The 22,122-nt window shown below is 73.0% G+C and carries 16 protein-coding genes and 1 riboswitch; of the genes, 10 read left to right on the forward strand and 6 right to left on the reverse strand.

Annotated features, from left to right (window positions below):
• Nucleotides 1-197 precede the first annotated feature (197 nt).
• Nucleotides 198-551: a hypothetical protein gene (locus ACFY0K_RS29385; protein WP_390642336.1), complete on the forward strand. Its 354-nt coding sequence runs from the start codon at nt 198-200 to the stop codon at nt 549-551.
• 322 nt (nt 552-873) lie between these two features.
• On the opposite strand, the gene ACFY0K_RS29390 is transcribed toward ACFY0K_RS29385, so the two are convergent.
• On the reverse strand, nt 874-2,037 hold the full coding sequence (locus ACFY0K_RS29390) for an NlpC/P60 family protein (RefSeq protein ID WP_390642337.1): 1,164 nt from the start codon (nt 2,035-2,037) through the stop codon (nt 874-876).
• A 7-nt stretch (nt 2,038-2,044) separates the two neighbouring features.
• A riboswitch (cyclic di-AMP (ydaO/yuaA leader) is annotated at nt 2,045-2,218 on the reverse strand.
• Between the two features lie 336 nt (nt 2,219-2,554).
• Here ACFY0K_RS29390 and pcrA point away from each other — a divergent pair.
• Nucleotides 2,555-5,041, forward strand: coding sequence for a DNA helicase PcrA (gene pcrA / locus ACFY0K_RS29395; protein ID WP_390642338.1), 2,487 nt, complete (start codon nt 2,555-2,557; stop codon nt 5,039-5,041).
• Nucleotides 5,042-5,090: 49 nt separating this feature from the next.
• On the opposite strand, the gene ACFY0K_RS29400 is transcribed toward pcrA, so the two are convergent.
• Nucleotides 5,091-6,581 (reverse strand): M23 family metallopeptidase, encoded by a 1,491-nt coding sequence (locus ACFY0K_RS29400; protein ID WP_390642339.1) that lies wholly within the window; start codon nt 6,579-6,581, stop codon nt 5,091-5,093.
• Nucleotides 6,582-6,823: 242 nt separating this feature from the next.
• A complete protein-coding gene (locus ACFY0K_RS29405) occupies nt 6,824-7,690 on the reverse strand; it encodes an esterase/lipase family protein (RefSeq protein ID WP_390642340.1) in 867 nt (288 codons plus the stop codon).
• A gap of 326 nt (nt 7,691-8,016) precedes the next feature.
• Here ACFY0K_RS29405 and ACFY0K_RS29410 point away from each other — a divergent pair, with 326 nt between their 5' ends.
• Nucleotides 8,017-8,433 (forward strand): cobalamin B12-binding domain-containing protein, encoded by a 417-nt coding sequence (locus ACFY0K_RS29410; protein ID WP_093499563.1) that lies wholly within the window; start codon nt 8,017-8,019, stop codon nt 8,431-8,433.
• 188 nt (nt 8,434-8,621) lie between these two features.
• On the opposite strand, the gene ACFY0K_RS29415 is transcribed toward ACFY0K_RS29410, so the two are convergent.
• The gene (locus ACFY0K_RS29415) at nt 8,622-10,214 is read right to left on the reverse strand and encodes a DUF5691 domain-containing protein (RefSeq protein WP_390642341.1); all 1,593 of its coding nucleotides are present in this window, start codon (nt 10,212-10,214) and stop codon (nt 8,622-8,624) included.
• A gap of 208 nt (nt 10,215-10,422) precedes the next feature.
• The gene (locus ACFY0K_RS29420) at nt 10,423-11,778 is read right to left on the reverse strand and encodes an SWIM zinc finger family protein (protein WP_390642342.1); all 1,356 of its coding nucleotides are present in this window, start codon (nt 11,776-11,778) and stop codon (nt 10,423-10,425) included.
• 132 nt (nt 11,779-11,910) lie between these two features.
• Here ACFY0K_RS29420 and ACFY0K_RS29425 point away from each other — a divergent pair, with 132 nt between their 5' ends.
• The 7 genes from ACFY0K_RS29425 to sucD all read left to right on the forward strand — a co-directional run bounded on the left by ACFY0K_RS29425 (nt 11,911) and on the right by sucD (nt 20,965).
• Complete coding sequence (locus ACFY0K_RS29425; RefSeq protein ID WP_390642343.1) at nt 11,911-13,029, forward strand: AAA family ATPase; 1,119 nt, start codon at nt 11,911-11,913, stop codon at nt 13,027-13,029.
• The gene (locus tag ACFY0K_RS29430; RefSeq protein ID WP_390642344.1) at nt 13,026-15,404 is read left to right on the forward strand and encodes a DUF5682 family protein; all 2,379 of its coding nucleotides are present in this window, start codon (nt 13,026-13,028) and stop codon (nt 15,402-15,404) included. The genes ACFY0K_RS29425 and ACFY0K_RS29430 overlap by 4 nt, the downstream gene beginning before the upstream one ends.
• Nucleotides 15,401-16,642, forward strand: coding sequence for a VWA domain-containing protein (locus ACFY0K_RS29435; RefSeq protein WP_390642345.1), 1,242 nt, complete (start codon nt 15,401-15,403; stop codon nt 16,640-16,642). The genes ACFY0K_RS29430 and ACFY0K_RS29435 overlap by 4 nt, the downstream gene beginning before the upstream one ends.
• A 203-nt stretch (nt 16,643-16,845) precedes the next feature.
• Nucleotides 16,846-17,871: a hypothetical protein gene (locus ACFY0K_RS29440; protein ID WP_390642346.1), complete on the forward strand. Its 1,026-nt coding sequence runs from the start codon at nt 16,846-16,848 to the stop codon at nt 17,869-17,871.
• 233 nt (nt 17,872-18,104) lie between these two features.
• Nucleotides 18,105-18,422, forward strand: coding sequence for a hypothetical protein (locus ACFY0K_RS29445; protein ID WP_390642347.1), 318 nt, complete (start codon nt 18,105-18,107; stop codon nt 18,420-18,422).
• A gap of 449 nt (nt 18,423-18,871) precedes the next feature.
• Entirely contained in the window at nt 18,872-20,053 is a 1,182-nt protein-coding gene (sucC, locus tag ACFY0K_RS29450; protein WP_093499556.1) for an ADP-forming succinate--CoA ligase subunit beta, read from the forward strand.
• Nucleotides 20,054-20,080: 27 nt separating this feature from the next.
• Nucleotides 20,081-20,965: a succinate--CoA ligase subunit alpha gene (sucD, locus tag ACFY0K_RS29455; RefSeq protein ID WP_093499555.1), complete on the forward strand. Its 885-nt coding sequence runs from the start codon at nt 20,081-20,083 to the stop codon at nt 20,963-20,965.
• A 234-nt stretch (nt 20,966-21,199) separates the two neighbouring features.
• On the opposite strand, the gene ACFY0K_RS29460 is transcribed toward sucD, so the two are convergent.
• The gene (locus ACFY0K_RS29460; RefSeq protein ID WP_390642348.1) at nt 21,200-22,042 is read right to left on the reverse strand and encodes an RNA polymerase sigma factor; all 843 of its coding nucleotides are present in this window, start codon (nt 22,040-22,042) and stop codon (nt 21,200-21,202) included.
• Between the last annotated feature and the right edge of the window lie 80 nt (nt 22,043-22,122).

Consider the following 22,122-nt stretch of genomic DNA (forward strand, 5'->3'; position numbering starts at 1 on the left):
CCGGATCGTTACCCGACGGTATGTGAACGGGATTCGGGTGCGGAGTCGTCGGCTTCTCGGGGCGGGATGACCGAAGCGGCGGTTCCGGGGTCGATGGGGGAGGCGGGGTGCTATGGCGTGCATATATGCGGGGTGATGAGCGCCGGGGAGGGGCCGGTGGCCGGTGCCCCGTACGGCCCTGATTAGGCTCCGGGGCCATGGACGTACTCATCCATCTCTTCGTCGGCCTGCACATCATCGGCATCGCCGCGCTCCTCGGCGGCTTCCTCACCCAGATGAAGGCGATGGGCCAGGGCGCGGCCCGGTTCGTCCCCGGGATGCTGCACGGCGCGTTCACCATGCTCGCGACCGGCGTGATCCTGGTCGGCCTCAACGAGGCCGACGACCACCACGTCAACACGATCAAGATCGGCGTGAAGCTCGCCCTGCTGATCGTGATCCTCGGGCTCGTCTACGTGAAACGGGACGACGAGAAGGTCGAGAAGGGCGCCTTCGGCCTGGTCGGCCTGCTCACGACGGTGAACATCTTCATCGCCGTCCTGTGGACCTGAGCCTCCGGCGCCGTGCCGCGGACCTGATCCCCGGCACCCTCACCGTGCCTTCCTGAGAGCGGTACGGGCGGCCGGAGGGGAGACATGCCGGACATGTCCCTGATGCTGGGGAGAGCCGGCCGCGGTACCGGCGGGGCACGTGCGCGTGCCGACCGAAAACCGCGCCCGGCCGCGCGGACCGTGCGGTCGCGGCGGACAGGAGCGCCGAGGGGCGTCGGCGGGAGACCGGGGATGCGTGGCGGCGGGCGGGCGCCGTGGCGCGTGCGGGCCGGCGGAGGGAAGCGGGTGGGGGCGCCCGGGAGGTGGCGGGCGCCCCGCGGGGTCAGGCCGGGCGCACCACGCTGTGGATGATCGACTCGCCGCCGTAGTAGATCGACTCCTCGCGGACGTAGGCGCCGGGCTTCGGGGCGTGGATCATCATGCCGTTGCCGATGTAGATGCCGACGTGGCTGACGTCGTCGTAGAAGAAGACCAGATCGCCGGGGAGGGCGTCGGCGAGGGAGACGGTGGTGCCGGCGTTCACCTGGTCGTAGGTGGTGCGCGGCAGGGAGACGCCCGCGGCCTTCCAGGCGGCCTGGGAGAGCCCGGAGCAGTCGTAGGAGCCGGGTCCGGTGGCACCCCAGACGTACGGCTTGCCGATCTGTGCGCGGGCGAAGGCGATCGCCTTGGCGGCCTTCGTGGCATAGGCGGAGTCCGGGCCGGAGTCCGAACCGGAGCCGGAAGCGGAGCCGCCCGACGCCGAGGACGCCGCGGACGACGAGGCCTCCCGGCCGGCAGCGGCGGCCTGCTGCTTCGCCAGCTCCGCCGCCTTGCGGGCCGCCTCCTCCTGCTGCCGCTTCTCGATCACCGCCAGCCGGGCCTTCTCCGCGGCCGTCAGCTGCGACAGCAGCTCCCGCGCGGAGGCCAGCTTCGTCTGCACGGTGGTCTTGGCGGCCTTGAGGTCGTCCTGCGTCCCGGTGAGCGCCTCGAGGCTCCGGGTGGCCTCCTGCCGCTTCTTCATGGTCGCGGCCTGCTGGGTGACGTAGTCGTCGACCGCGCCCTTCTGGCGCGAGGTCAGGCGGCTCATCAGCTGGTCCTGGTCGAAGTAGCCCTGGGGGCTGTCCGCGAGCAGGAAGGTCGCGGTGTCGGGAACGCTCGCGCCGGTCCGGTACTGGGCCGCGGCGAACGAACCCAGTTCCTCACGCGCCTTGTTGAGCCGTTCGGTGCGTCTGGCGACGTCGTCGAGCAGGGTGTCGACCTGCTTGCGCTGTCTGCCGGTGCGCTCCTTGGCCGCGTTGTACTTCTCGGTCGCCGACTCCGCCTGCCGGTAGAGGGCGTCGACCTTCTTCTCGACCTCCTCCAGGCTCGGCTTGCCGTCCTCGGCGGGCGCGGCCTCGGCCGACTGGGAGAACAGGGCCATGGAGGTGAGGGTTGCGGTGGCCAGCGCGGGGGTGCGTATGCCTGCCGCGCGCGCTCCTGACGGCCGGGACTTGCGGTGCGACGCCAACGGGGGCGACTCCTTCCGGTGTTCCGCCTACCGAGTTAGCTGTCGGGTTCGGGCGGGTGGGTCGGAAGGGTTGCCCTACGGTCCGTCCCCGGAGGGGAGGCGGGACCGATTCACCCCGGGATCGGTGTGGGTCCCCGGCTCCGGATGCGCGGTGGCGCCCCGGACTCGGCGGAGGCCGTGCGGCCCGGCGACGTTCGCCGGTGGGGGTCGTACGGCCTGCCCGGCACGCTAGCCAACTCGTGTGGTCTCTGTGAAGTTTGATGTGCGATATGCCCGATACATTTTCGTGACCTGGGCGTTGTGCTCTGCTCAGGCGGGGCGATCTGGGGGGTTATGGGTGACTTGCCCGGGCGGATCCAAAGGTTCCGGGCGGGAGGGATCCAAAGGTCCGGGGTGGGCGTCGGCGGCTGCGGGACGCGCGTCCACCTGCTGTGACGGAGGGGATCCGTTCGGTCACGGGGGCGAGTTTTCGGGGTGGCGGCCGGTTGTCGGTGGCGCGCCCTAGACTCGGAGAGCGATGAGCAGCCTCTTTGACGACAGCTTCCTGGCGAGCCTCCAGGCCCCCCGCGGCCACGACGAGGAACCCCCGCCGCCGCCCGAGGACGAGCACGCTCCGGAGTCGGTTCCGGACGATCTGTTCGGCGGGAAGTTCGACGTGCCCCCGGACCGGGACGCCTACTACCGCGACGGCGCCGCCCGCCCGGCCCTGGACCCGGCCGCGCTCCTGGAGGGGCTGAACGACAACCAGCGGGCCGCCGTCGTGCACGCAGGCTCCCCGCTGCTCATCGTGGCCGGCGCCGGTTCCGGCAAGACGCGCGTGCTCACCCACCGCATCGCACACCTGCTCGGCGCGCGCCAGGTGCACCCGGGTCAGATCCTCGCGATCACCTTCACCAACAAGGCCGCGGGCGAGATGAAGGAGCGCGTCGAGCACCTCGTCGGCCCGCGCGCGAACGCCATGTGGGTGATGACCTTCCACAGCGCCTGCGTGCGGATCCTGCGCCGGGAGAGCAAGAAGCTCGGCTTCACCTCCTCCTTCTCGATCTACGACGCCGCCGACTCCAAGCGCCTGATGGCCCTGGTCTGCCGCGACCTGGACCTCGACCCCAAGCGCTTCCCGCCGAAGTCGTTCAGCGCCCAGGTCAGCAACCTCAAGAACGAGCTGGTCGACGAGGAGGACTTCGCCGCCCGGGCGAGCGACGGCTTCGAGAAGACCCTCGCCCAGGCCTACGCCCTGTACCAGTCGCGGCTGCGCGAGGCGAACGCCCTCGACTTCGACGACCTGATCATGACGACGGTCAACCTGCTGCGCGCCTTCCCGGACGTCGCCGAGCACTACCGCCGCCGCTTCCGGCACGTCCTGGTCGACGAGTACCAGGACACCAACCACGCCCAGTACGCCCTCGTGCGCGAGCTGGTCGGCACCGGCGCACACGAGGAGGACACCCCGCCCGGCGAGCACGACCTGCCGCCCGCCGAGCTCTGCGTCGTCGGTGACGCCGACCAGTCGATCTACGCCTTCCGGGGCGCCACGATCCGCAACATCCTCCAGTTCGAGGAGGACTACCCGAACGCGACGACGATCCTCCTGGAGCAGAACTACCGCTCCACGCAGACGATCCTCTCCGCCGCCAACGCGGTCATCGAGCGCAACGAGTCCCGCCGCCCGAAGAACCTGTGGACCAACGCGGGCGCGGGCGCGCAGATCACCGGCTACGTCGCCGACACCGAGCACGACGAGGCGCAGTTCGTCGCCGAGGAGATAGACCGTCTGACGGACGCGGGCGAGGCGAAGGCCGGCGATGTCGCCGTCTTCTACCGCACCAACGCGCAGTCCCGTGTCTTCGAGGAGATCTTCATCCGGGTCGGCCTGCCCTACAAGGTGGTCGGCGGCGTCCGCTTCTACGAGCGCAAGGAGGTCCGGGACGTCCTGGCGTACCTGCGGGTGCTGGCCAACCCGGAGGACTCCGTCCCGCTCCGGCGCATCCTCAACGTCCCCAAGCGCGGCATCGGCGACCGCGCGGAGGCGATGATCGACGCCCTCGCGCAGCGCGAGAAGATCAGCTTCCCGCAGGCGCTCAAGCGGGTCGACGAGGCGTACGGCATGGCCGCGCGGTCGACGAACGCGGTCAAGCGGTTCAACACGCTGATGGAGGACCTCCGTACGGTCGTGGAGTCCGGCGCCGGACCCGCCACGGTGCTGGAGGCGATCTACGAACGCACCGGATACCTGGCCGAGTTGCAGAACTCCACGGACCCGCAGGACGAGACCCGTATCGAGAACCTCCAGGAACTCGCCTCCGTGGCCCTGGAGTTCGAGCAGGAGTCCGGCGAGGGCGAGCAGTCCGGCGGCCTCGCCGACTTCCTGGAGCGGGTGGCCCTGGTCGCCGACTCCGACCAGATCCCCGACGAGGACGAGAACGGCGACGGCGTCATCACCCTGATGACCCTGCACACCGCCAAGGGCCTCGAGTTCCCGGTGGTGTTCCTGACCGGCATGGAGGACGGCGTCTTCCCGCACATGCGCGCCCTCGGCCAGACCAAGGAGCTGGAGGAGGAACGGCGGCTCGCCTACGTCGGCATCACGCGCGCGCGGGAGCGGCTGTACCTCACGCGGTCGGCGATGCGCAGCGCCTGGGGCCAGCCGTCGTACAACCCGCCCTCGCGCTTCCTGGAGGAGATCCCGGGCGCGTATCTGGAGTGGAAGCGCACCGGGGCGATGGCGCCGGTCTCCACCGGGCCAGCCGCGGGCGTGGCGGCCTCGCTCTCCTCGACCCGCTCGCGCTCCTCGGCGTCGGGGGCGTCCGGCTTCGCCACCCGGCGGACCTCGGAGAAGCCGGTGGTCTCGCTGGCGGTCGGCGACCGCGTCACCCACGACCAGTTCGGTCTCGGCACGGTCGTCGCGGTGAAGGGCACGGGCGGCAACACGGAGGCGACGATCGACTTCGGCGACGCCAAGCCGAAGCGGCTGCTGCTGCGGTACGCGCCGGTGGAGAAGCTCTAGCCCGGAAGGTGTGGGCCCCGCCGCGGCGGGGCCCGGCGGTATCGGCCGGTCAGGTCGGGTCGAGTCCGTGGCTGCGCAGCCACGGCAGCGGGTCTATGGCGGCGCCGCCGGCCGGCCGCACCTCGAAGTGCAGGTGCGGTCCTGTCGAGTTGCCGGAGTTCCCCGAGTACGCGATCGGGTCGCCGGCCTTCACCGTCGTACCGGCGGCGACGCGGTACGACGAGAGGTGGCAGTACCACGTCTCCGTGCCGTCCTTCGCCGTCACGATCATCATGTTGCCGTAGGCGCTGTTCCACTTGGTGGAGACGACGCCGTCGGTCGCGGCCATCACCGTCGTGCCGTAGGAGACGGGGAAGTCGATTCCCGTGTGGACGGACATCCAGTTGACGCCGGCCTGGCCGAAATAGGCGCTGAGCCCTTTCTGCGTGACCGGAAGCACGTACTTGGGGCGCAGCCGCTCCTTGCGGGCCGCCTCCGCCGCCGCCTTCTTCTTCTCGGTCTCCTGCTGGGCCTTGAGGTCGATGCGCTCCTGCGTCCGGCTGGCCCGGTCGGCGAAGTCGTCGGCACCCGCGGAGAGCGTCCTCAGCTGGGCGTCCAGCCTGCTGTTGGCGGCGGACGGTTTCACCGACTGCGCGTCGGAGGCGGAGGCCGTGGTGTCCTTGCCGTCGCCGGTCAGGCCGTTGACGGAGGCGGCCGCGATCCCGGCGACCCCCATCACGCACACCGAGGGCACCGCGACGGTCAGCAGCGCGGACCGCTTGGGAGGCGTACGGCGACGGGAACGCGCCCCGGCGCGGGAGCCGGCGCGAGTCGCCGCGGGAGTGGCCGGGGCGACCTCTTCCTGGTCCTCCAGCAGTGGCGTTACTGCGGGCAGCTCACCGGTCGCGGCCAACCCCGCGTCGTCCGGGGAGTCCGCCGTGGACTCTGCGAAGCCGTCGTGCCCGTCGTGCCCGCCGTACTCCGCGTACTGCCCGTGTTCCGCCTGCTCCTCGAAGTCCCCGTACGGCTCGTGCTGTTGCGCAGGCTCGGGCTCGTGCTCGGGGACGTGCGCCGGGGTGCCGTCGGAGTTCCACTGCGTGGCGTCGTACCCGCCGGTGTCGAAGGCCTGGGTGCCCCACTCCCACTGCTGGGTCGCACCGGCCACGCCCGACTGGTCGGGCTGCAGCCAGGCGTTCGCGTCCCACTGGCCGCTGGTGTCGGGGGCCGTCCCCTGTGCCGGGACGGTCCACGCGGTGCTGTCGTAGGCGCCTGAGTCGTAGGCGGCGTGGTGCTGGGCCGCGTACGGGTCGTAGTTCAGCGTCTGGCCGCCGGCGGTCTGCCACTGCGTGGTGTCGTAGGCCCCGGTGGCCTGCCCCTGGCCGGGGAGGCTGCCGAAGAGCGGGTCGCTGTGGAACGCGGTGCCGGTGGCGGTGTGGTCGCCGTACGTGGTGAAGTCGCCGTACTGGGCTTCCTGGGTGCCGTACGACGCGTAGTGCGACGGGTCGGCGTCGGAAGCCGGGGCCGGGGTGGTCATGGTCCCCGACGGGTGACGGTCGTTCACCAACTTCTCTTTCGCCTCGACAACAGGGGCTGCCAGAGCAGTGCGGCGACTGTACCCGGCGGTATGCGGGCGCGACAATCTTCAACAGGTTTCGCTGTTGCGGGAAACGGGCATTCGGCCGTGTTTCGGGGGACGACGGGCGCGGGTTTGGCTTTGTGTTCGATGATTGTTCGAGGCGAGTGGGGGACTCCGGAGGCCTCCGGAGACCCCGCCAGGTCCCGGACGGGTGCTCCGGCGGGCCCTCAGGCCACCGTCAGACCGCCCGCGATCCGCTCCTCCGGGTGCGTCTCGTCGAGGGCCTGTCGTATACCGGTCGCGATCGCCGGATGGACGGGCAGGGCGAGGTGGCCGATGCCCGTCACCCGCACGTTCGTCGCCAGGAGGTCCGGGTGGTCGACGCGCGCTGTCTCCACCGGCTCCATCAGTGAGTCGAGGTCGCTCCAGAAGCTCACGAACCGGGTACGGCAGCCGGGCGCGGGCCGGGCCAGCTCCTCGATGACCGCCGAGCCGGGGCGCATCTGCCGCACGATCGGGTGCGCGTCCGCCAGTGGCGCCACCCGGGTGCCGGAGTGCGGGGTGCCGAGCGTCACCAGCGTGCGGACGCGGAGGTCACCGCCGAGGCGCTGGACGTAGTAGCGCGCGATCAGCCCGCCGAGGCTGTGCCCGACGATGTCGACCCGGCCGCTGCCGGTGCGCTCGCAGATCTCCTCGACATGGCGGCCGAGCAACTCGGCGGCGGTGCGGATGTCGCAGGTCAGCGGCGAGTAGTTGAGCGACTCGACGCGCTGGCCGCCGTGCTGGGCGAGGGTGCGGCGCAGCAGGACGAAGACCGAGCGGTTGTCGATGAAACCGTGCAGCAGCACGACCGGCGGGGCCGCCCGGACCGGCAGCCGGGCCGTGCCGTCGGGCTCCGCGGACGGTGCGGGCGGGACGGCCGGGCGGCGCTCCGGGGTGAGGCCGGTCGGATAGAGCAGCAGATGCCCGGCCAGGATCGCGGCCTCCAGGGCGGTCGACTTCAGGAAGGCCAGTGACAGGCCGGCGAGTCTGCTGGGCAGGAAGCGGCGGCAGAACGGGAGAAAGGGCTCCAGTAGTACCTCGGTGACCTTCATCGGCCGACCTCCTGTCGGCACGCCGAGGACAGCTCCGTCCCCCGTGTGCCCTCATGAGGATGCCGGGGCGGAGGCTGCGGGGGTGGCAGGCTGCGGCGACGTACCGCGCCGCGCGCTCCTGCCGTCCCCGCGGACCACGCTGCGGCTCCCTGACGTGTCCCGCTGTGTGTGATTTCCCCCTCTGTAACCTCCGCGAAACTGCCGGTTGCGGGATGCTGGAGATAACGTTCGTTCACTTAAGGCGGGTGGCGGAACGCGCCGAATGTGCGGTACTTCTCGGTACGAATGGATGTCGGCGTGTTCGTTTCGTGGTCATGGAGGCAGTGATGGGTGTGGCAGCCGGTCCGATCCGCGTGGTGGTGGCCAAACCGGGGCTCGACGGCCACGACCGCGGGGCCAAGGTCATCGCGCGGGCGCTGCGTGACGGGGGCATGGAGGTCATCTACACCGGTCTCCACCAGACGCCGGAGCAGATCGTCGACACGGCGATCCAGGAGGACGCCGACGCCATCGGTCTCTCCATCCTCTCCGGCGCCCACAACACCCTCTTCGCCGCGGTCATCGACCTCCTCAAGGAGCGTGACGCCGAGGACATCCTCGTCTTCGGCGGCGGCATCATCCCCGAGGACGACATCGCGCCCCTCAAGGAGAAGGGCGTCGCGGCCATCTTCACGCCGGGCGCGACGACGGCGTCGATCGTGGAGTGGGTCCGGGAGAACGTGCGGCAGCCGACCGAGGCGTAGGCCGCGTTCGCGGGAGGCCGACTTCGGAGGGGTGTCCGGGTCGTGTGTCGGCTGTGGGGTGGTGGGGGCTGGTCGCGCAGTTCCTCGCGCCCCTATGGGGCGCCAATGCGAGTGTTGGCTGCGGAGCCGTGGGGGGCTGGTCGCGCAGTTCCTTCCCCAGTCTTCGGCCGGGGGTACCCCCAGCGCCCCTACGGGGCGTGGTCGTCCAGCTCTGTGAGCATGGCCGCCCGTAGCCTCAGTGTCGTCACCAGGCGCTGGAACGCCTCCGCCCAGTAGCTGCCGGCTCCCGGTGAGGCGTCCTCGCGCTCGTCCGGTATCGCGAGGAGGGCGTCCAGGCGGCCGGCTTCCGCAGGGTCCAGGCAGCGTTCGGCCAGGCCCATCACCCCGCTGAAGCTCCACGGATAACTCCCCGCGTCCCGTGCGATGTTGAGGGCGTCCACCACGGACCTTCCGAGTGGCGCGGACCACGGCACGGCGCACACGCCGAGCAGCTGGAACGCCTCCGACAGGCCGTGTGCCGCGATGAAGCCGGCCACCCAGCCGGCGCGCTCCCCGCCCTCCAGCGTGCCCAGCAGCTTGGCCCGCTCGGCCAGGGACACCGCACCCGGACCGCCCGCCTCCGGTGCCCCCGGCACCCCGAGCAGCGCTCTCGCCCACTCGCCGTCCCGCTGCCGTACGGCGGCCCGGCACCAGGCCGCGTGCAGCTCGCCCTGCCAGCCGTCCGCCACCGGGAGCGCCACGATCTCCTGAGGCGAGCGGCCGCCGAGCCGGGTCGGCCAGCCGGAGAGCGGGGCCGCCTCCACCAACTGCCCCAGCCACCAGGACCGTTCACCGCGTCCGGCCGGCGGTTTGGCCACGACCCCGTCGCGCTCCATCCCGGGATCGCACTCCGGCGGTGCCTCCACCGCGATCACCGGACCGTCCCCGGTGTGGTCGACCGCCACGCACGCCCCGGCCCGCACCGCCATCCGCCCGGCGAGTGCCGAGCCGGGCAGCGCGGACAGCAGCTCGGCCGCCGTCGTCCGCACGTTGCGGCTGCGGTCCGACAGCGCCTGCTCCAGGAACGGCTCGTCCCCGGCGGCCAGTCCGGTGCGCAGCGAGTCGAGGAACATCAGCCGGTCCTCGGCCCGCTCCGTCGCCCAGGTCCCGGCCAGCAGCTCGCGCGCCGTCTCGGGCGCGCGGGCCCGCAGCGCGGCCAGCAGGGCGACCCGCTCGGCGAACAGCCCCTCCTGCCACAACTGCCGTATCCCGTCGCTGTCCTCGGGGCCGGGCAGGGCTGCGCCGCCGCCCGGGGCCGCGCGCAGGGCGAACCGCCAGTCCTGGTTGAGCCGGGCCAGCCACAGGGCGCGCGGTCCCGCGAAGGCCAGCGCGGCGGGCCGCAGGTCGGTACGGCCCCGGGCCGCGTCCAGCAGCGCGGGCAGCGCCTGCGGGGGCGCGGCGAACCCGCGTGCGTTGGCCGCCGCGAGCCACTGCGGCAGCAGTTCCATCAGATCGGGCGAGGTGCCCCGGCGGCCGCCGGCCGCGGCGCCGGAACGGTCGGACAGCAGCATCGCCAGTCTGCGTGCCGCGGCGGCCGGCAGCGCGGGGCGCGGGTCCGCGGGGGCCGGTTCGGGGCGGCGCGCGGCCGGTGCCGGACGCAGCCCGGCCCGCCGTCGTACGGTCGCCACGGCCGCCTCGTCCAGCAGGGCCACGGGAGCCTCGCGGCGCGGTCCGCCGGTCGTCGGCGGGCGCCGGTCCGTGCCCAGCAGCGCCGTGGTGACGAGATCTTCCCAAGCGGTCACGGGCTTCCCCTTCCACGAGATCCAGAAGTTCCGAGAGCTCCCGGAGTTGTGCGACCTCCGAGAGGTGCGGGAGCCAGAGTCGCGCGAACTCCGAGGGTCGTGCGAACTCCGAAGGTCGTGCGAACTCCGAGGGTCGCGGGCGCTCCGAGAGGTGCGGGAGCTCCGAGAGTTGTGCGAGTCCGGCGAGTCGGTGCGGGTGTCGGCCGGGTCAGCACAGCGGTACCGCCTCGCCGGTCTCCTGCGGCCAGGCCGTCAGCGGGGTGAAGCCGCGGTGGCCGCACTCGCCGAAGACCGTGACCGGGGCGCCGCCCGAGAGCGCGACCAGCCGCCACAGCCCCGGACCGGAACGGGCAGCGGGCGTCAGGGGCAGCGCCGACTCGCCCTCGGCGTCGGCCAGTTGCCAGGAGTCGCCGTCCGGGAGCGGCACGACCCGGCCGAGCGTCACCGGCACCGATTCCAGCCACGGGTCGTCGCGCAGTGCCTCCCCGTACCGGGCCGCCGCCTGTGCCGTCGGTACGCCCGGCGGCCGTGCCGACGAGGGTGCGGGTGCGGCGAACCGCTCGCCCAGCGCCGCCCGGTGCTGCCCCGCGCCCGGAAAGGGGGACAGCTCCGCATCCAGGGCGAGGCCCACGGGCAGCGCCAGTTCGGGGGCGCGGCCCGCGGCACCGTAGGAGAGGAGCAGCGCCGTACGGCCCGAGTCGGCGCCGTGCAGCCAGATCCGGCGGGTCGTCAGCTTCGCGTCCGCCGTGTCGTACTGGGCGAGGACCAGCCAGCGGTCGCGCACCGGCGAGCCGTCCGCCGGGGCGGGCAGGCCGACGCGGGTGCGGACCGTGGCCGCGAGGTCCGCCGGGAGCCGGTCGCGGCGCAGCCAGCCCTGGTCGAGGAGGTGCAGCAGCGCGCACTCCTCGAGCAGCCGCACCGGCCAGCCCGGACCGGAGCCCGGTATCGCCCCCAGCTCCCGCACCCGCGCCGCCAGTCCGGGAGCCTGGGCGTCGACCATGCGGGCCGCCGTCTCCTCCCACAACCCGTAGCCCGCCTGCTCGGCCGCGGCCAGGCCGCCGCGCAGCAGGTCGGACAGCCGCTGCTCCAGCTCCGTGGCGCCCGCCGTGACCCGCTCGGCTCGCTGCTCCGCCCGGCGCCGGGCCGCCTCGGGATCAGCGGCGGCCGGGGAACTCCCGGTACCCGCCGCCCGCTTGTCCTCCGCGCGCCTGCGTCGGCCCGCGATCCACTGCTCGGCCCAGTCCGGCGGCTGCTGCGCCGCCGGCACCGAGTCGTCCCCGCCCGCCCAGAGCAGGAGCAGGCCGAGGGCGTGCTTGCAGGGGAACTTCCGGCTCGGGCAGCTGCACTTGTAGGCGGGCCCCGCCGGGTCGGCGATGTCCACGATCGTCTGGTACGGCTTGCTGCCGCTGCCCTTGCACAGTCCCCATACCGTCCCCTCCTCGCAACTCCCGGCCCCGGACCACGGCCCCGCGGCTCCGAGCCTGCTTCCCGCTTTGCGTGACGCGGCGTCAGGCGCCAAGGCCAGCACCTGGTCCGCACTCCAGCGCACCCCCTGCTGAGTCATGCCATCGAAGGTAGATCCCGCCACTGACAATCGCCCCGACGAGCACGTCTGTGCAGGTCAGAGCGATTGTCAGTGGCGTGGTGCACGGTGGACACCAGATCCGAACCGGCCGAGCTGGAGGGGGCCTCAGCCATGACTGTGTCCGTGGAACCGACCGACCCGACGACCGTCGAGAGCGCGCTGCGACCGCATGCCGAGCACGCTTTCGCCGCCGAACTCGCGGCACTGGCCGCACAGGACGACCGTCCGCGCCCGGCCCGCTGGAAGCTCTCCCCGTGGGCGGTGGCCACCTACCTGCTCGGCGGCACACTGCCGGACGGCACGGTGATCACACCGAAGTACGTCGGCCCGCGCCGCATCGTCGAGGTCGCCGTCACCACCCTCGCCACCGAGCGCGCCCTGCTCCTGCTCGGCGTGCCCGGCACCGCCAAGACCTGGGTCTCCGAGCACCTGGCCGCCGCCGTCAGCGGCGACTCGACCCTCCTCGTGCAGGGCACGGCCGGCACCCCGGAGGAGGCGATCCGCTACGGCTGGAACTACGCGCAGCTGCTCGCCCACGGCCCCAGCCGGGACGCCCTCGTGCCCAGCCCCGTCATGCGGGCCATGGCGGAGGGCATGACGGCGAGGGTCGAGGAGCTCACCCGGATCCCCGCCGACGTGCAGGACACGCTGATCACGATCCTGTCCGAGAAGACCCTGCCCATCCCCGAGCTGGGCCAGGAGGTGCAGGCGGTCCGCGGCTTCAACCTGATCGCCACCGCCAACGACCGCGACCGGGGGGTCAACGAGCTCTCCAGCGCCCTGCGCCGCCGTTTCAACACCGTGGTGCTGCCCCTGCCGGACAGCCCGGACGCCGAGGTCGACATCGTCGCGCGCCGCGTCGACCAGCTCGGCCGCTCCCTCGACCTGCCGGCCGTGCCCGACGGCATCGAGGAGATCCGCCGCGTCGTCACCGTCTTCCGCGAGCTGCGCGACGGCGTGACCGCCGACGGCCGCACCAGGATCAAGTCGCCGAGCGGCACGCTCTCCACGGCCGAGGCGATCTCCGTCGTCACCGGCGGCCTCGCCCTGGCGGCGCACTTCGGGGACGGCGTGCTGCGGGCCGGTGACGTCGCCGCGGGGATTCTCGGAGCCGTGGTCCGCGATCCGGCCGCCGACCGGGTCGTCTGGCAGGAGTACCTGGAGACGGTCGTCCGCGAGCGGGACGGCTGGAAGGACTTCTACCGCGCCTGCCGCGAGGTGAGCGCGTGAGCGACGACACGGCGTGGCGGCGCTCGCCCGGCCCCGGGCCGCTGCTGCTGGGGGTACGGCACCACGGGCCCGGCTCCGCGCGGGCGGTGCGGGCCGCGCTGGACGCCGCCCGGCCGCGGGTGGTGCTGATCGAGGGGCCGCCCGAGGCCGACGCGCTGATCCCGCTGGCCGCGGACCCGGAGATGCGGCCACCGGTCGCGCTCCTCGCGCACGCCGTGGACGAGCCCGGCCGCTCGGCGTTCTGGCCGCTGGCCGACTTCAGCCCCGAGTGGGTGGCGCTCCGCTGGGCCCTGGAGCACGAGGTCCCGGCCCGCTTCATCGACCTGCCGGCCACGCACACGCTGGCGTGGGAGCGGCAGGAGGACCCGTGCGAACCGGACGGCGGATCCGGCGGCGGGCAGCAGCAGATCCGGGTCGACCCCCTCGCCGCGCTCGCCGAGGCCGCCGGTTACGACGACCCCGAGCGCTGGTGGGAGGACGTCGTCGAGCACCGGGGCGGGGCCGGGGAGCGGGACGTGTTCGCGCCGTTCGCCGCGGTGGCGGAGGCGATGGGGGCGCTGCGGGAGACGTACGGGGCCGGCGGCCGCGACCGGGATCCCGTGCGGGAGGCCCACATGCGGCTCCGGCTGCGCGCCGCACAGCGCGAGTTCGGGGAGCAGGTCGCGGTGGTGTGCGGGGCGTGGCACGTGCCGGCGCTGCACGCGAAGAGCACCGTCGCCGCCGACAGGGAACTGCTGAAGGGGCTGCCCAAGGTCAAGGCGGACCTGACCTGGGTGCCGTGGACGAACCGCCGGCTGGCCCGGGCGAGCGGCTACGGCGCGGGCATCGACTCGCCGGGCTGGTACGGGCATCTGTTCCGCGCCCCGGACCGGCCGGTGGAGCGATGGCTCACCAGGGTGGCGGGACTGCTCCGCGAGGAGGACCGGATCGTCTCCTCGGCCCACGTCATCGAGGCGGTACGGCTGGCCGAGACGCTCGCGGTGATGCGCGGCCGCCCGCTGCCCGGCCTCGGCGAGACGACCGACGCGGTCCGGGCGGTGCTCTGCGAGGGCTCGGACGTCCCGCTGGCGCTGGTGCACGACCGGCTGGTGGTCGGGGACGTGCTGGGGGAGGTGCCGGAGGCGGCGCCCGCGGTGCCGTTGCAGCGGGACCTGGCGCGGGAGCAGCGCCGGCTCAGGCTGAAGCCGGAGGCGCTGGAGCGGGAGCTGGAGCTCGACCTGCGCAAGGAGACCGACGCCGGGCGCAGCCGGCTGCTGCACCGGCTGCGGCTGCTCGGCGTCGGGTGGGGGGAGCCCGCGCAGTCCCGGGGGAGCACCGGGACGTTCCGGGAGACCTGGCGGCTGCGCTGGGAGCCGGAGCTGTCGGTGCGGGTGGCCGAGGCGGGCGTGTGGGGGACGACCGTCGAGGGCGCGGCGACGGGCAGGGCCGAGGCCGACGCGGTGCGGGCGAGCGACCTCGCCGACGTCACCGGGCTCGCCGAGCACTGCCTGCTCGCCGGGCTGCCGGACGCGCTGCCGGTGGTGATGCGGGCGCTCGCCGACCGGGCCGCGCTGGACACCGACGTGGGCCGGCTCGCCCAGGCCCTGCCCGCCCTGGTCCGCTCCCTGCGCTACGGCGACGTCCGGGGCACCGACACCCGGGCGCTCGCCGAGGTCGCCGCGGGTCTCGCCGAGCGGGTCTTCGTCGGGCTCCCGCCGGCCTGCGCCGCCCTCGACAGGGACGCGGCCGACGAGATGCGCGGACATGTGGACGCGGTGCACACGGCGGTGGGCCTGCTCGGGGAGACGGCGGGGCAGGCCGGTCCCGGCCACTCGGACCTCCGCCTGCGCTGGCGGGCCGTGCTGCGCACGCTCTCCGGGCGGGACACCGTGCCCGGGGTGCTGCGCGGACGGGCCGTGCGGATCCTGCTCGACGAGGGGGAGCTGGAGCCGCAGGAGGCGGCGCGCCTGATGGGTCTGGTGCTCTCGCCGGGAACCCGGCCGGCGGACGCGGCCGCCTGGATCGAGGGGTTCGTCGGCGGGAGCGGCGGGGGCGGGATGCTGCTGGTGCACGACGAGCGGCTGCTCGGCCTGGTGGACGCCTGGCTGACCGGGGTGCCGGCGGAGGCGTTCACGGACGTGCTGCCGCTGCTGCGCCGGACGTTCTCGGTGTACGAGCCGGGGGTGCGCCGGACGATCGGCGAACTGGTGCGCCGTGGCCCGGGGGAGCGGCTCCGGGGCGGAACGGAGCAGGCCGGCGGGACACCGGGGTTCGGCACCGAGCCGGACACCGGGCGCGCCGACGCCGTACTGCCGGTGCTGCGCCTGCTGCTCGGCCTCGGCGAGGGGGAAGAGGCGGAGGATTCGGACAACGACCTTGTGGGGGCGGGGAGATGACCACGGACGCGACGGCGGCGGCAGACGCGGGCACCGGGGCCGGGACCGGGACCAACACCGGCATCGGGACCGGGCCCGGCACCGGCACCGCTGATCCCGCGCGGGAGCGGCTGCGGCGGTGGCGGCTGGTGCTCGGGGGCGAGGCCGCCGACGGGACCGGGTGCGCGCTGTCGGGGCGGGACGCGGCGATGGACGGGACGCTGGCCGCGCTGTACGGGAAGGGGGACAGACCGCGGTCGGGGCGCGAGCGTTCGGCGGGGCTGGGGGCGTCGGCGCCGTCGGTGGCGCGCTGGCTCGGGGACATCAGGACCTACTTCCCGTCGTCCGTCGTGCAGGTCATGCAGCGTGACGCCATCGACCGGCTCGGGCTGGCCGCGCTGCTGCTCGAACCGGAGATGCTGGAGGCGGTGGAGGCGGACGTGCACCTGGTCGGCACGCTGCTCTCGCTCAACAAGGCGATGCCGGAAACGACCAAGGAGACGGCGCGGGCGGTCGTGCGCAAAGTCGTCGAGGACCTGGAGAAGCGGCTGGCCACCCGTACCCGGGCCACCCTCACCGGCGCCCTCGACCGCAGCGCCCGCGTCAGCCGCCCGCGCCACCACGACATCGACTGGAACCGCACCATCGCGGCCAATCTCAAGAACTACCTGCCCGAGTACCGGACGGTGGTACCGGAGCGGCTGGTCGGGTACGGGCGGGCGTCGCAGTCGGTGAAGAAGGAGGTGGTGCTCTGCATCGACCAGTCCGGGTCGATGGCGGCCTCGGTGGTGTACGCCTCGGTGTTCGGGGCGGTCCTCGCGTCCATGCGGTCGATCGACACCCGGCTGGTCGTCTTCGACACCGCGGTGGTCGACCTGACGGACCAGCTGGACGATCCGGTGGACGTCCTGTTCGGCACCCAGCTCGGCGGCGGGACGGACATCAACCGGGCGCTGGCGTACTGCCAGTCGCAGATCACCCGGCCGGCGGAGACCGTCGTCGTCCTCATCAGCGATCTCTACGAGGGCGGGATACGGAACGAGATGCTGAAGCGGGTCGCGGCGATGAAGGCGTCGGGGGTGCAGTTCGTGGCGCTGCTCGCGCTGTCGGACGAGGGCGCGCCGGCGTACGACCGGGAGCACGCGGCGGCGCTCGCGGCGCTGGGGGCTCCGGCGTTCGCGTGCACGCCCGACCTCTTCCCCGAGGTGATGGCGGCGGCGATCGAGAAGCGGCCGATCCCGGTACCGGACACCGTGTGACGCCGGGCCCGAAGGGTGACTTGTCGACTCGGCGATGTCCGGCACCGGGCGTCAAAACGGACATGACTACCCATCGGTAACGGGGGGCTTGCGCGACCTCGGGAGTCCCGTGCGAGGATCGAAGTCTCCACTGGTCTTTCACCGGCCTTCACGCCGTTGGGCCCCTTCTGCTCCGTTCCGCCGCACGGGAGGTCCTCCCCGTCTTGACCTCGCCAGCAGTTCTGCCCGGTGCCGCCGTGCGCGTGTTGCGTACGGCGCCGGGGCGGCGTGCGCTGCAACTGGCGCTGCTGGTCGGCGGACTGCTCGCGCTCGGTCTCCTCTGCGGGCAGCGGGCACAGGCGGCCGAGGGGGTGCCGCCGACACCGTCGTCGTCACCGTCGCTGACGTCGGCACCGCCGTTGAGGTCGGCACCGCCGTTGAGGTCGGCACTGCCGTTGAAGTCGGCGCTGACGTCGGTCGTGACGTCGGCGGTGCCGCAGAAGCTCGTGGTGCAGGACGCGGTGACGCCGCATCGGGAGCCGGCGGCGGTGCGGAAGCCCGTCGTCAAGGCCGTGCCGGTGGTGGACGGCGTCGGCGAAGCCGTGCGGTCCGTGACCGGCACGGTGTCCGACACCGTGAGCGACACCGTGACCAGGACCGTGTCCTCTCCCGTCGCCTCGGCCCTGACCGACACGCTCACCGAGACGCTCACCGAAACGGTGCGGCAGGTGACGGAGCTGCCGGTCGTGCCGGTGGTGCAGGTGCCGGAGCTGCCCGTCGTCTCCGACCCGCCGGCCGGGGCGGACCCGGCACCGGAGACCCCGGCGCCCGGCCCCGCGCAGGCGCAGCCGCGGACACCGGTCCCGCACGTCGCCGGACACGAGAAGCCCCGTACGGCAGCCGCGACGGCGGCGCCGGCCACTGCCGCGTCCTACGGCCCGCGGAACACGGCCGCCGAGACCTTCACGTCCGGCAGGGCGCCGCACACCGACGGGCGCCGCGCCGACCGCGCCACCGACCGCGCCACCGACCGCGCCGCCGGCGCTCCCGCCCACCCCGCGCCCGCCGGAGACCCGGACGGCGTGCTGGGCAAGGCCGCGGTGGACGCCGCCCCCTCCCGGCACGGTGACGCACAGGCCGTGACCTTCGCCGACCGGACACCGCTCGGGCTCGCGCCAGGTGCCGCCGCGCGTACCGACGCGGCCGGGACCCGGGACAGGCACCGGGACATCCCCCTCTTCCCCGGCTAGGACCGGCGACCACCCTCCCCGCCACAGACCTGCCGCGCGGGGGCGGAACAGGTCTGCCCGCCCGCCCGGACCCCCGCGGAGATCCCCTTTCCGGACTCCGTGAGCACGCCTCGGCCCCCTGCCGGCGCTCCGGGCGGCGATGTCCCCAGCCGCACTTCCGGCCCCACCGGAAGCTCTCCCGGCTCCGTACGCGCGTGGAAGACGCGCCGGAGCCCCGAAGGACTGACGCACGCATGAACGAGTACATCGGCCGTTCCATGGTCATAGCCGCCGGCGGAAGCTGGACGGGGGCGTTCGGCCGGCCCGCGGCGGCCGGCGCCGAGGAGCCGTCCGCCGTGCCGGTCCGGGCGGCCCGGATCCGTGGCGCCGAGGCCATCCAGGGCGCCCGTGCGGCCCGCGCCGCGACGGCCACGGCCAGGGCGCAGGCCACCGCCCGGGCTCACGCCCAGGCCCTCCAGCACCGCGCCGCGACCATGCTCGCGGACACCGCCGCCGGCCAGTACCTCTCGGCGGGCAGCTTCATGTCCCCGGAGGCCGGCCGCCGGGCGTAGGCCTGCGCGACCGGCTTCCCGCGACTCCGTGGGCGGCTCGGTGCGGACGGCCGAACGCCGTCGGTCCGTCCGGCCGGAATCCCACGGTTCGGGGCGGCCCTCCCCCCTGGGGCGGGGTGCGGCCGCCCGGCCCGAGGACCGGAAATCCTCGGGGCCTGAGGCCTCACCGGGCCAACCCCAGCCCGGTGAGGCCTCGCCCTTCGCACGCAGGACGGCACGCCGTGCCACCAGAACCCCGGATACCCGGCATCATGTGACAGGTATCACCGCTCAGGTGTGACTCCCGATTTAGAGACCCCCAGCGAGCGGCGATAATCTGCGAGACGGACATGCCGCGCGCTCGGACACCGTGTGCGCACCCCTTGTGACCCATGCGGACGTCACGTTGCCCTTCGCGGCACGCCCACGCATCCAACGAACCGCGAGATCACTGATAGGGACGGAAGCGCGTGGACCTGTTCGAGTACCAGGCGAGGGACCTCTTCGCCAAGCACGATGTACCGGTGCTGGCCGGTGAAGTCATCGACACGCCTGAGGCGGCGCGCGCGATCACCGAGCGGCTGGGCGGCAAGTCCGTCGTCAAGGCGCAGGTGAAGGTCGGTGGCCGCGGCAAGGCCGGTGGCGTCAAGCTGGCCGCCTCCGCGGACGAGGCCGTCGCCCGGGCGACGGACATCCTCGGCATGGACATCAAGGGCCACACGGTCCACAAGGTGATGATCGCCGAGACGGCCCCGGAGATCCTCGAGGAGTACTACGTCTCCTTCCTCCTCGACCGTGCCAACCGCACCTTCCTCTCCATCGCCTCCGTCGAGGGCGGCATGGAGATCGAGGAGGTGGCGGCCACCCGCCCCGAGGCCGTCGCCAAGACGCCGATCGACGCGATCGACGGTGTGGACCTCGCCAAGGCCAAGGAGATCGTCGCCGCGGCGAAGTTCCCGGCCGAGGTCGCCGACAAGGTGGCCGACGTCCTGGTCCGGCTGTGGGACACCTTCATCAAGGAGGACGCCCTCCTCGTCGAGGTCAACCCGCTCGCGAAGGTCGCCTCCGGTGACGTCATCGCCCTCGACGGCAAGGTGTCGCTGGACGACAACGCCGAGTTCCGCCACGCGGACTGGGCGGAGCTCCACGACAAGGCCGCGGCCAACCCGCTGGAGGCCGCCGCCAAGGAGAAGAACCTCAACTACGTCAAGCTCGACGGCGAGGTCGGCATCATCGGCAACGGCGCGGGTCTCGTCATGAGCACCCTGGACGTCGTCGCGTACGCCGGTGAGAACCACGGTGGCGTCAAGCCCGCCAACTTCCTGGACATCGGCGGTGGCGCGTCCGCCCAGGTCATGGCGAACGGCCTGGAGATCATCCTGGGCGACCCCGACGTCAAGTCGGTCTTCGTCAACGTCTTCGGCGGCATCACCGCCTGCGACGAGGTCGCCAACGGCATCGTGCAGGCCCTGAAGCTCCTGGAGGACCGCGGCGAGGACGTCTCCAAGCCGCTCGTCGTCCGCCTCGACGGCAACAACGCCGAGCTGGGCCGCAAGATCCTCACCGACGCCAACCACCCGTTGGTGCAGCGCGTCGACACCATGGACGGCGCGGCCGACAAGGCCGCCGAGCTGGCCCACGCCGCCAAGTAAGCACTCAGGACGAGGACACAACACACCATGGCTATCTGGCTCAACAAGGACAGCAAGGTCATCGTCCAGGGCATGACGGGCGCCACCGGCATGAAGCACACCAAGCTCATGCTCGGCGACGGCACCAACGTCGTGGGCGGCGTGAACCCGCGCAAGGCGGGGCAGACCGTGGACTTCGACGGCACCGAGGTACCCGTGTTCGGGACCGTCGCCGAGGCCATCGAGAAGACCGGCGCCAACGTCTCCGTCATCTTCGTGCCGGAGAAGTTCACCAAGGACGCGGTCGTCGAGGCCATCGACGCCGAGATCCCGCTGGCCGTCGTGATCACCGAGGGCATCGCCGTGCACGACTCGGCGTCGTTCTGGGCGTACGCCGGCAAGAAGGGCAACAAGACCCGGATCATCGGCCCGAACTGCCCCGGCATCATCACCGTCGGCCAGTCCAACGTCGGCATCATCCCGGGCGACATCACCAAGCCGGGCCGTATCGGCCTGGTCTCGAAGTCCGGCACGCTGACGTACCAGATGATGTACGAGCTCCGTGACATCGGCTTCTCGACCGCCGTCGGCATCGGTGGCGACCCGATCATCGGCACCACGCACATCGACGCGCTCGCCGCGTTCGAGGCCGACCCCGACACCGACCTGATCGTGATGATCGGCGAGATCGGCGGCGACGCCGAGGAGCGGGCCGCGGACTTCATCGCGAAGAACGTGACCAAGCCGGTCGTCGGCTACGTCGCGGGCTTCACCGCGCCGGAGGGCAAGACCATGGGTCACGCCGGCGCCATCGTCTCCGGTTCGTCGGGCACCGCCCAGGCGAAGAAGGAGGCCCTGGAGGCCGCGGGCGTCAAGGTCGGCAAGACCCCGACCGAGACGGCGAAGCTGGCGCGCGAGATCCTCGCCGGCTGAACAGCTGCGTGACCGTACGCCGGTAGGCCCGTTCCCCGGGATGGGGGCGGGCCTGCCGGCGTTTTCGCTCGCCCGCGCCTGCGGGGTGCCGCTGCGTGAGCCCCGTAAGGGGCGCTGGGGGTACCCCCGGCCGAAGGCTGGGGGAGGAACTGCGCGAGCAACCCCCACCGGCCCGCCGCCGACGCACTCACCTCGCCAGCGGTACCACCCCTCTCCGGCCCGCCGCCGACGCACTCACCTCGCCAGCGGTACCACCCTCTCCGGTCCGCTGTCGGCAGACTTCCGCAGCTTCGCCTGCAACGCCCGCTCCCCGGCGGACAACGGCCCCATCCCCACCTCCGGCGGCACCCCGCTGATCGCCTGCGCCGGGCCGATCGGCGCCTCGTAGTGCGTCGGTGCCGTCCGCAGCGTGAGGGTCGTCGCCGCGATGATCGTCGCCGTGAAGGCGAGCGCGGACCGGGTCCAGAAACGGGTCCGCTGTTCGGCGTACGTCCGCACGGCGGGCGGCTGGGCCGCCCGCAGCCGCTCCGTCGAGGCCAGTTCGGCCAGCCGTCGGTGCAGTGCGGCGGGGTCGGCGAGTTCCGGCACCTGGCCGGCGACCAGCCGCCGCGCCCGGGTCAGCCGGCCGGCCGCCGCCGGCGTACTCGCCTCCGTCTCCGCCGCGGTCTCCGGCAGGTCGAGGCCGATGCCGTCGTACAGCAGCAGCGTGCGCCGGTACGTCGGCGGCAGCTTCAGCAGCGCCTCCAGGAGCGCGCGGTCGGCCGCGTCGGCCGGCGGCGGCTCGGGGCGGCGGTAGCGCAGCCGGAACCGGTGCCAGGGGGAGAGCGCACACTCGTGCGCCACCGCCCGCACCCAGCCGGCCGGATCCCGGTCGCGGGCCACCTGGGGCCAGTTCTGCCAGGCCAGTTGGAAGGCCCGCTCGACGGCCTCCTGCGCCAGCTCCCGACGGCCGGTGAGCAGGTAGGCCTGCCGTACCAGGGCCGGGGCGCAGAACGCGTAGAGCGCGTCGAAGGCCTGAGCGGGCGTCAGAGCGGGTGACGGTCCGGCCTCGTGGGCATGGCCAGGGCTCTGCGTCATCGGGCGCACCTCCCTTCGAAAAAGCACATAAACATATATTGAGCGACACTTCGGCCGTTCACCGGTTACGACGGGAAAGC

Source organism: Streptomyces sp. NPDC001507, from assembly GCF_042894765.1.
Lineage (GTDB): Bacteria > Actinomycetota > Actinomycetes > Streptomycetales > Streptomycetaceae > Streptomyces.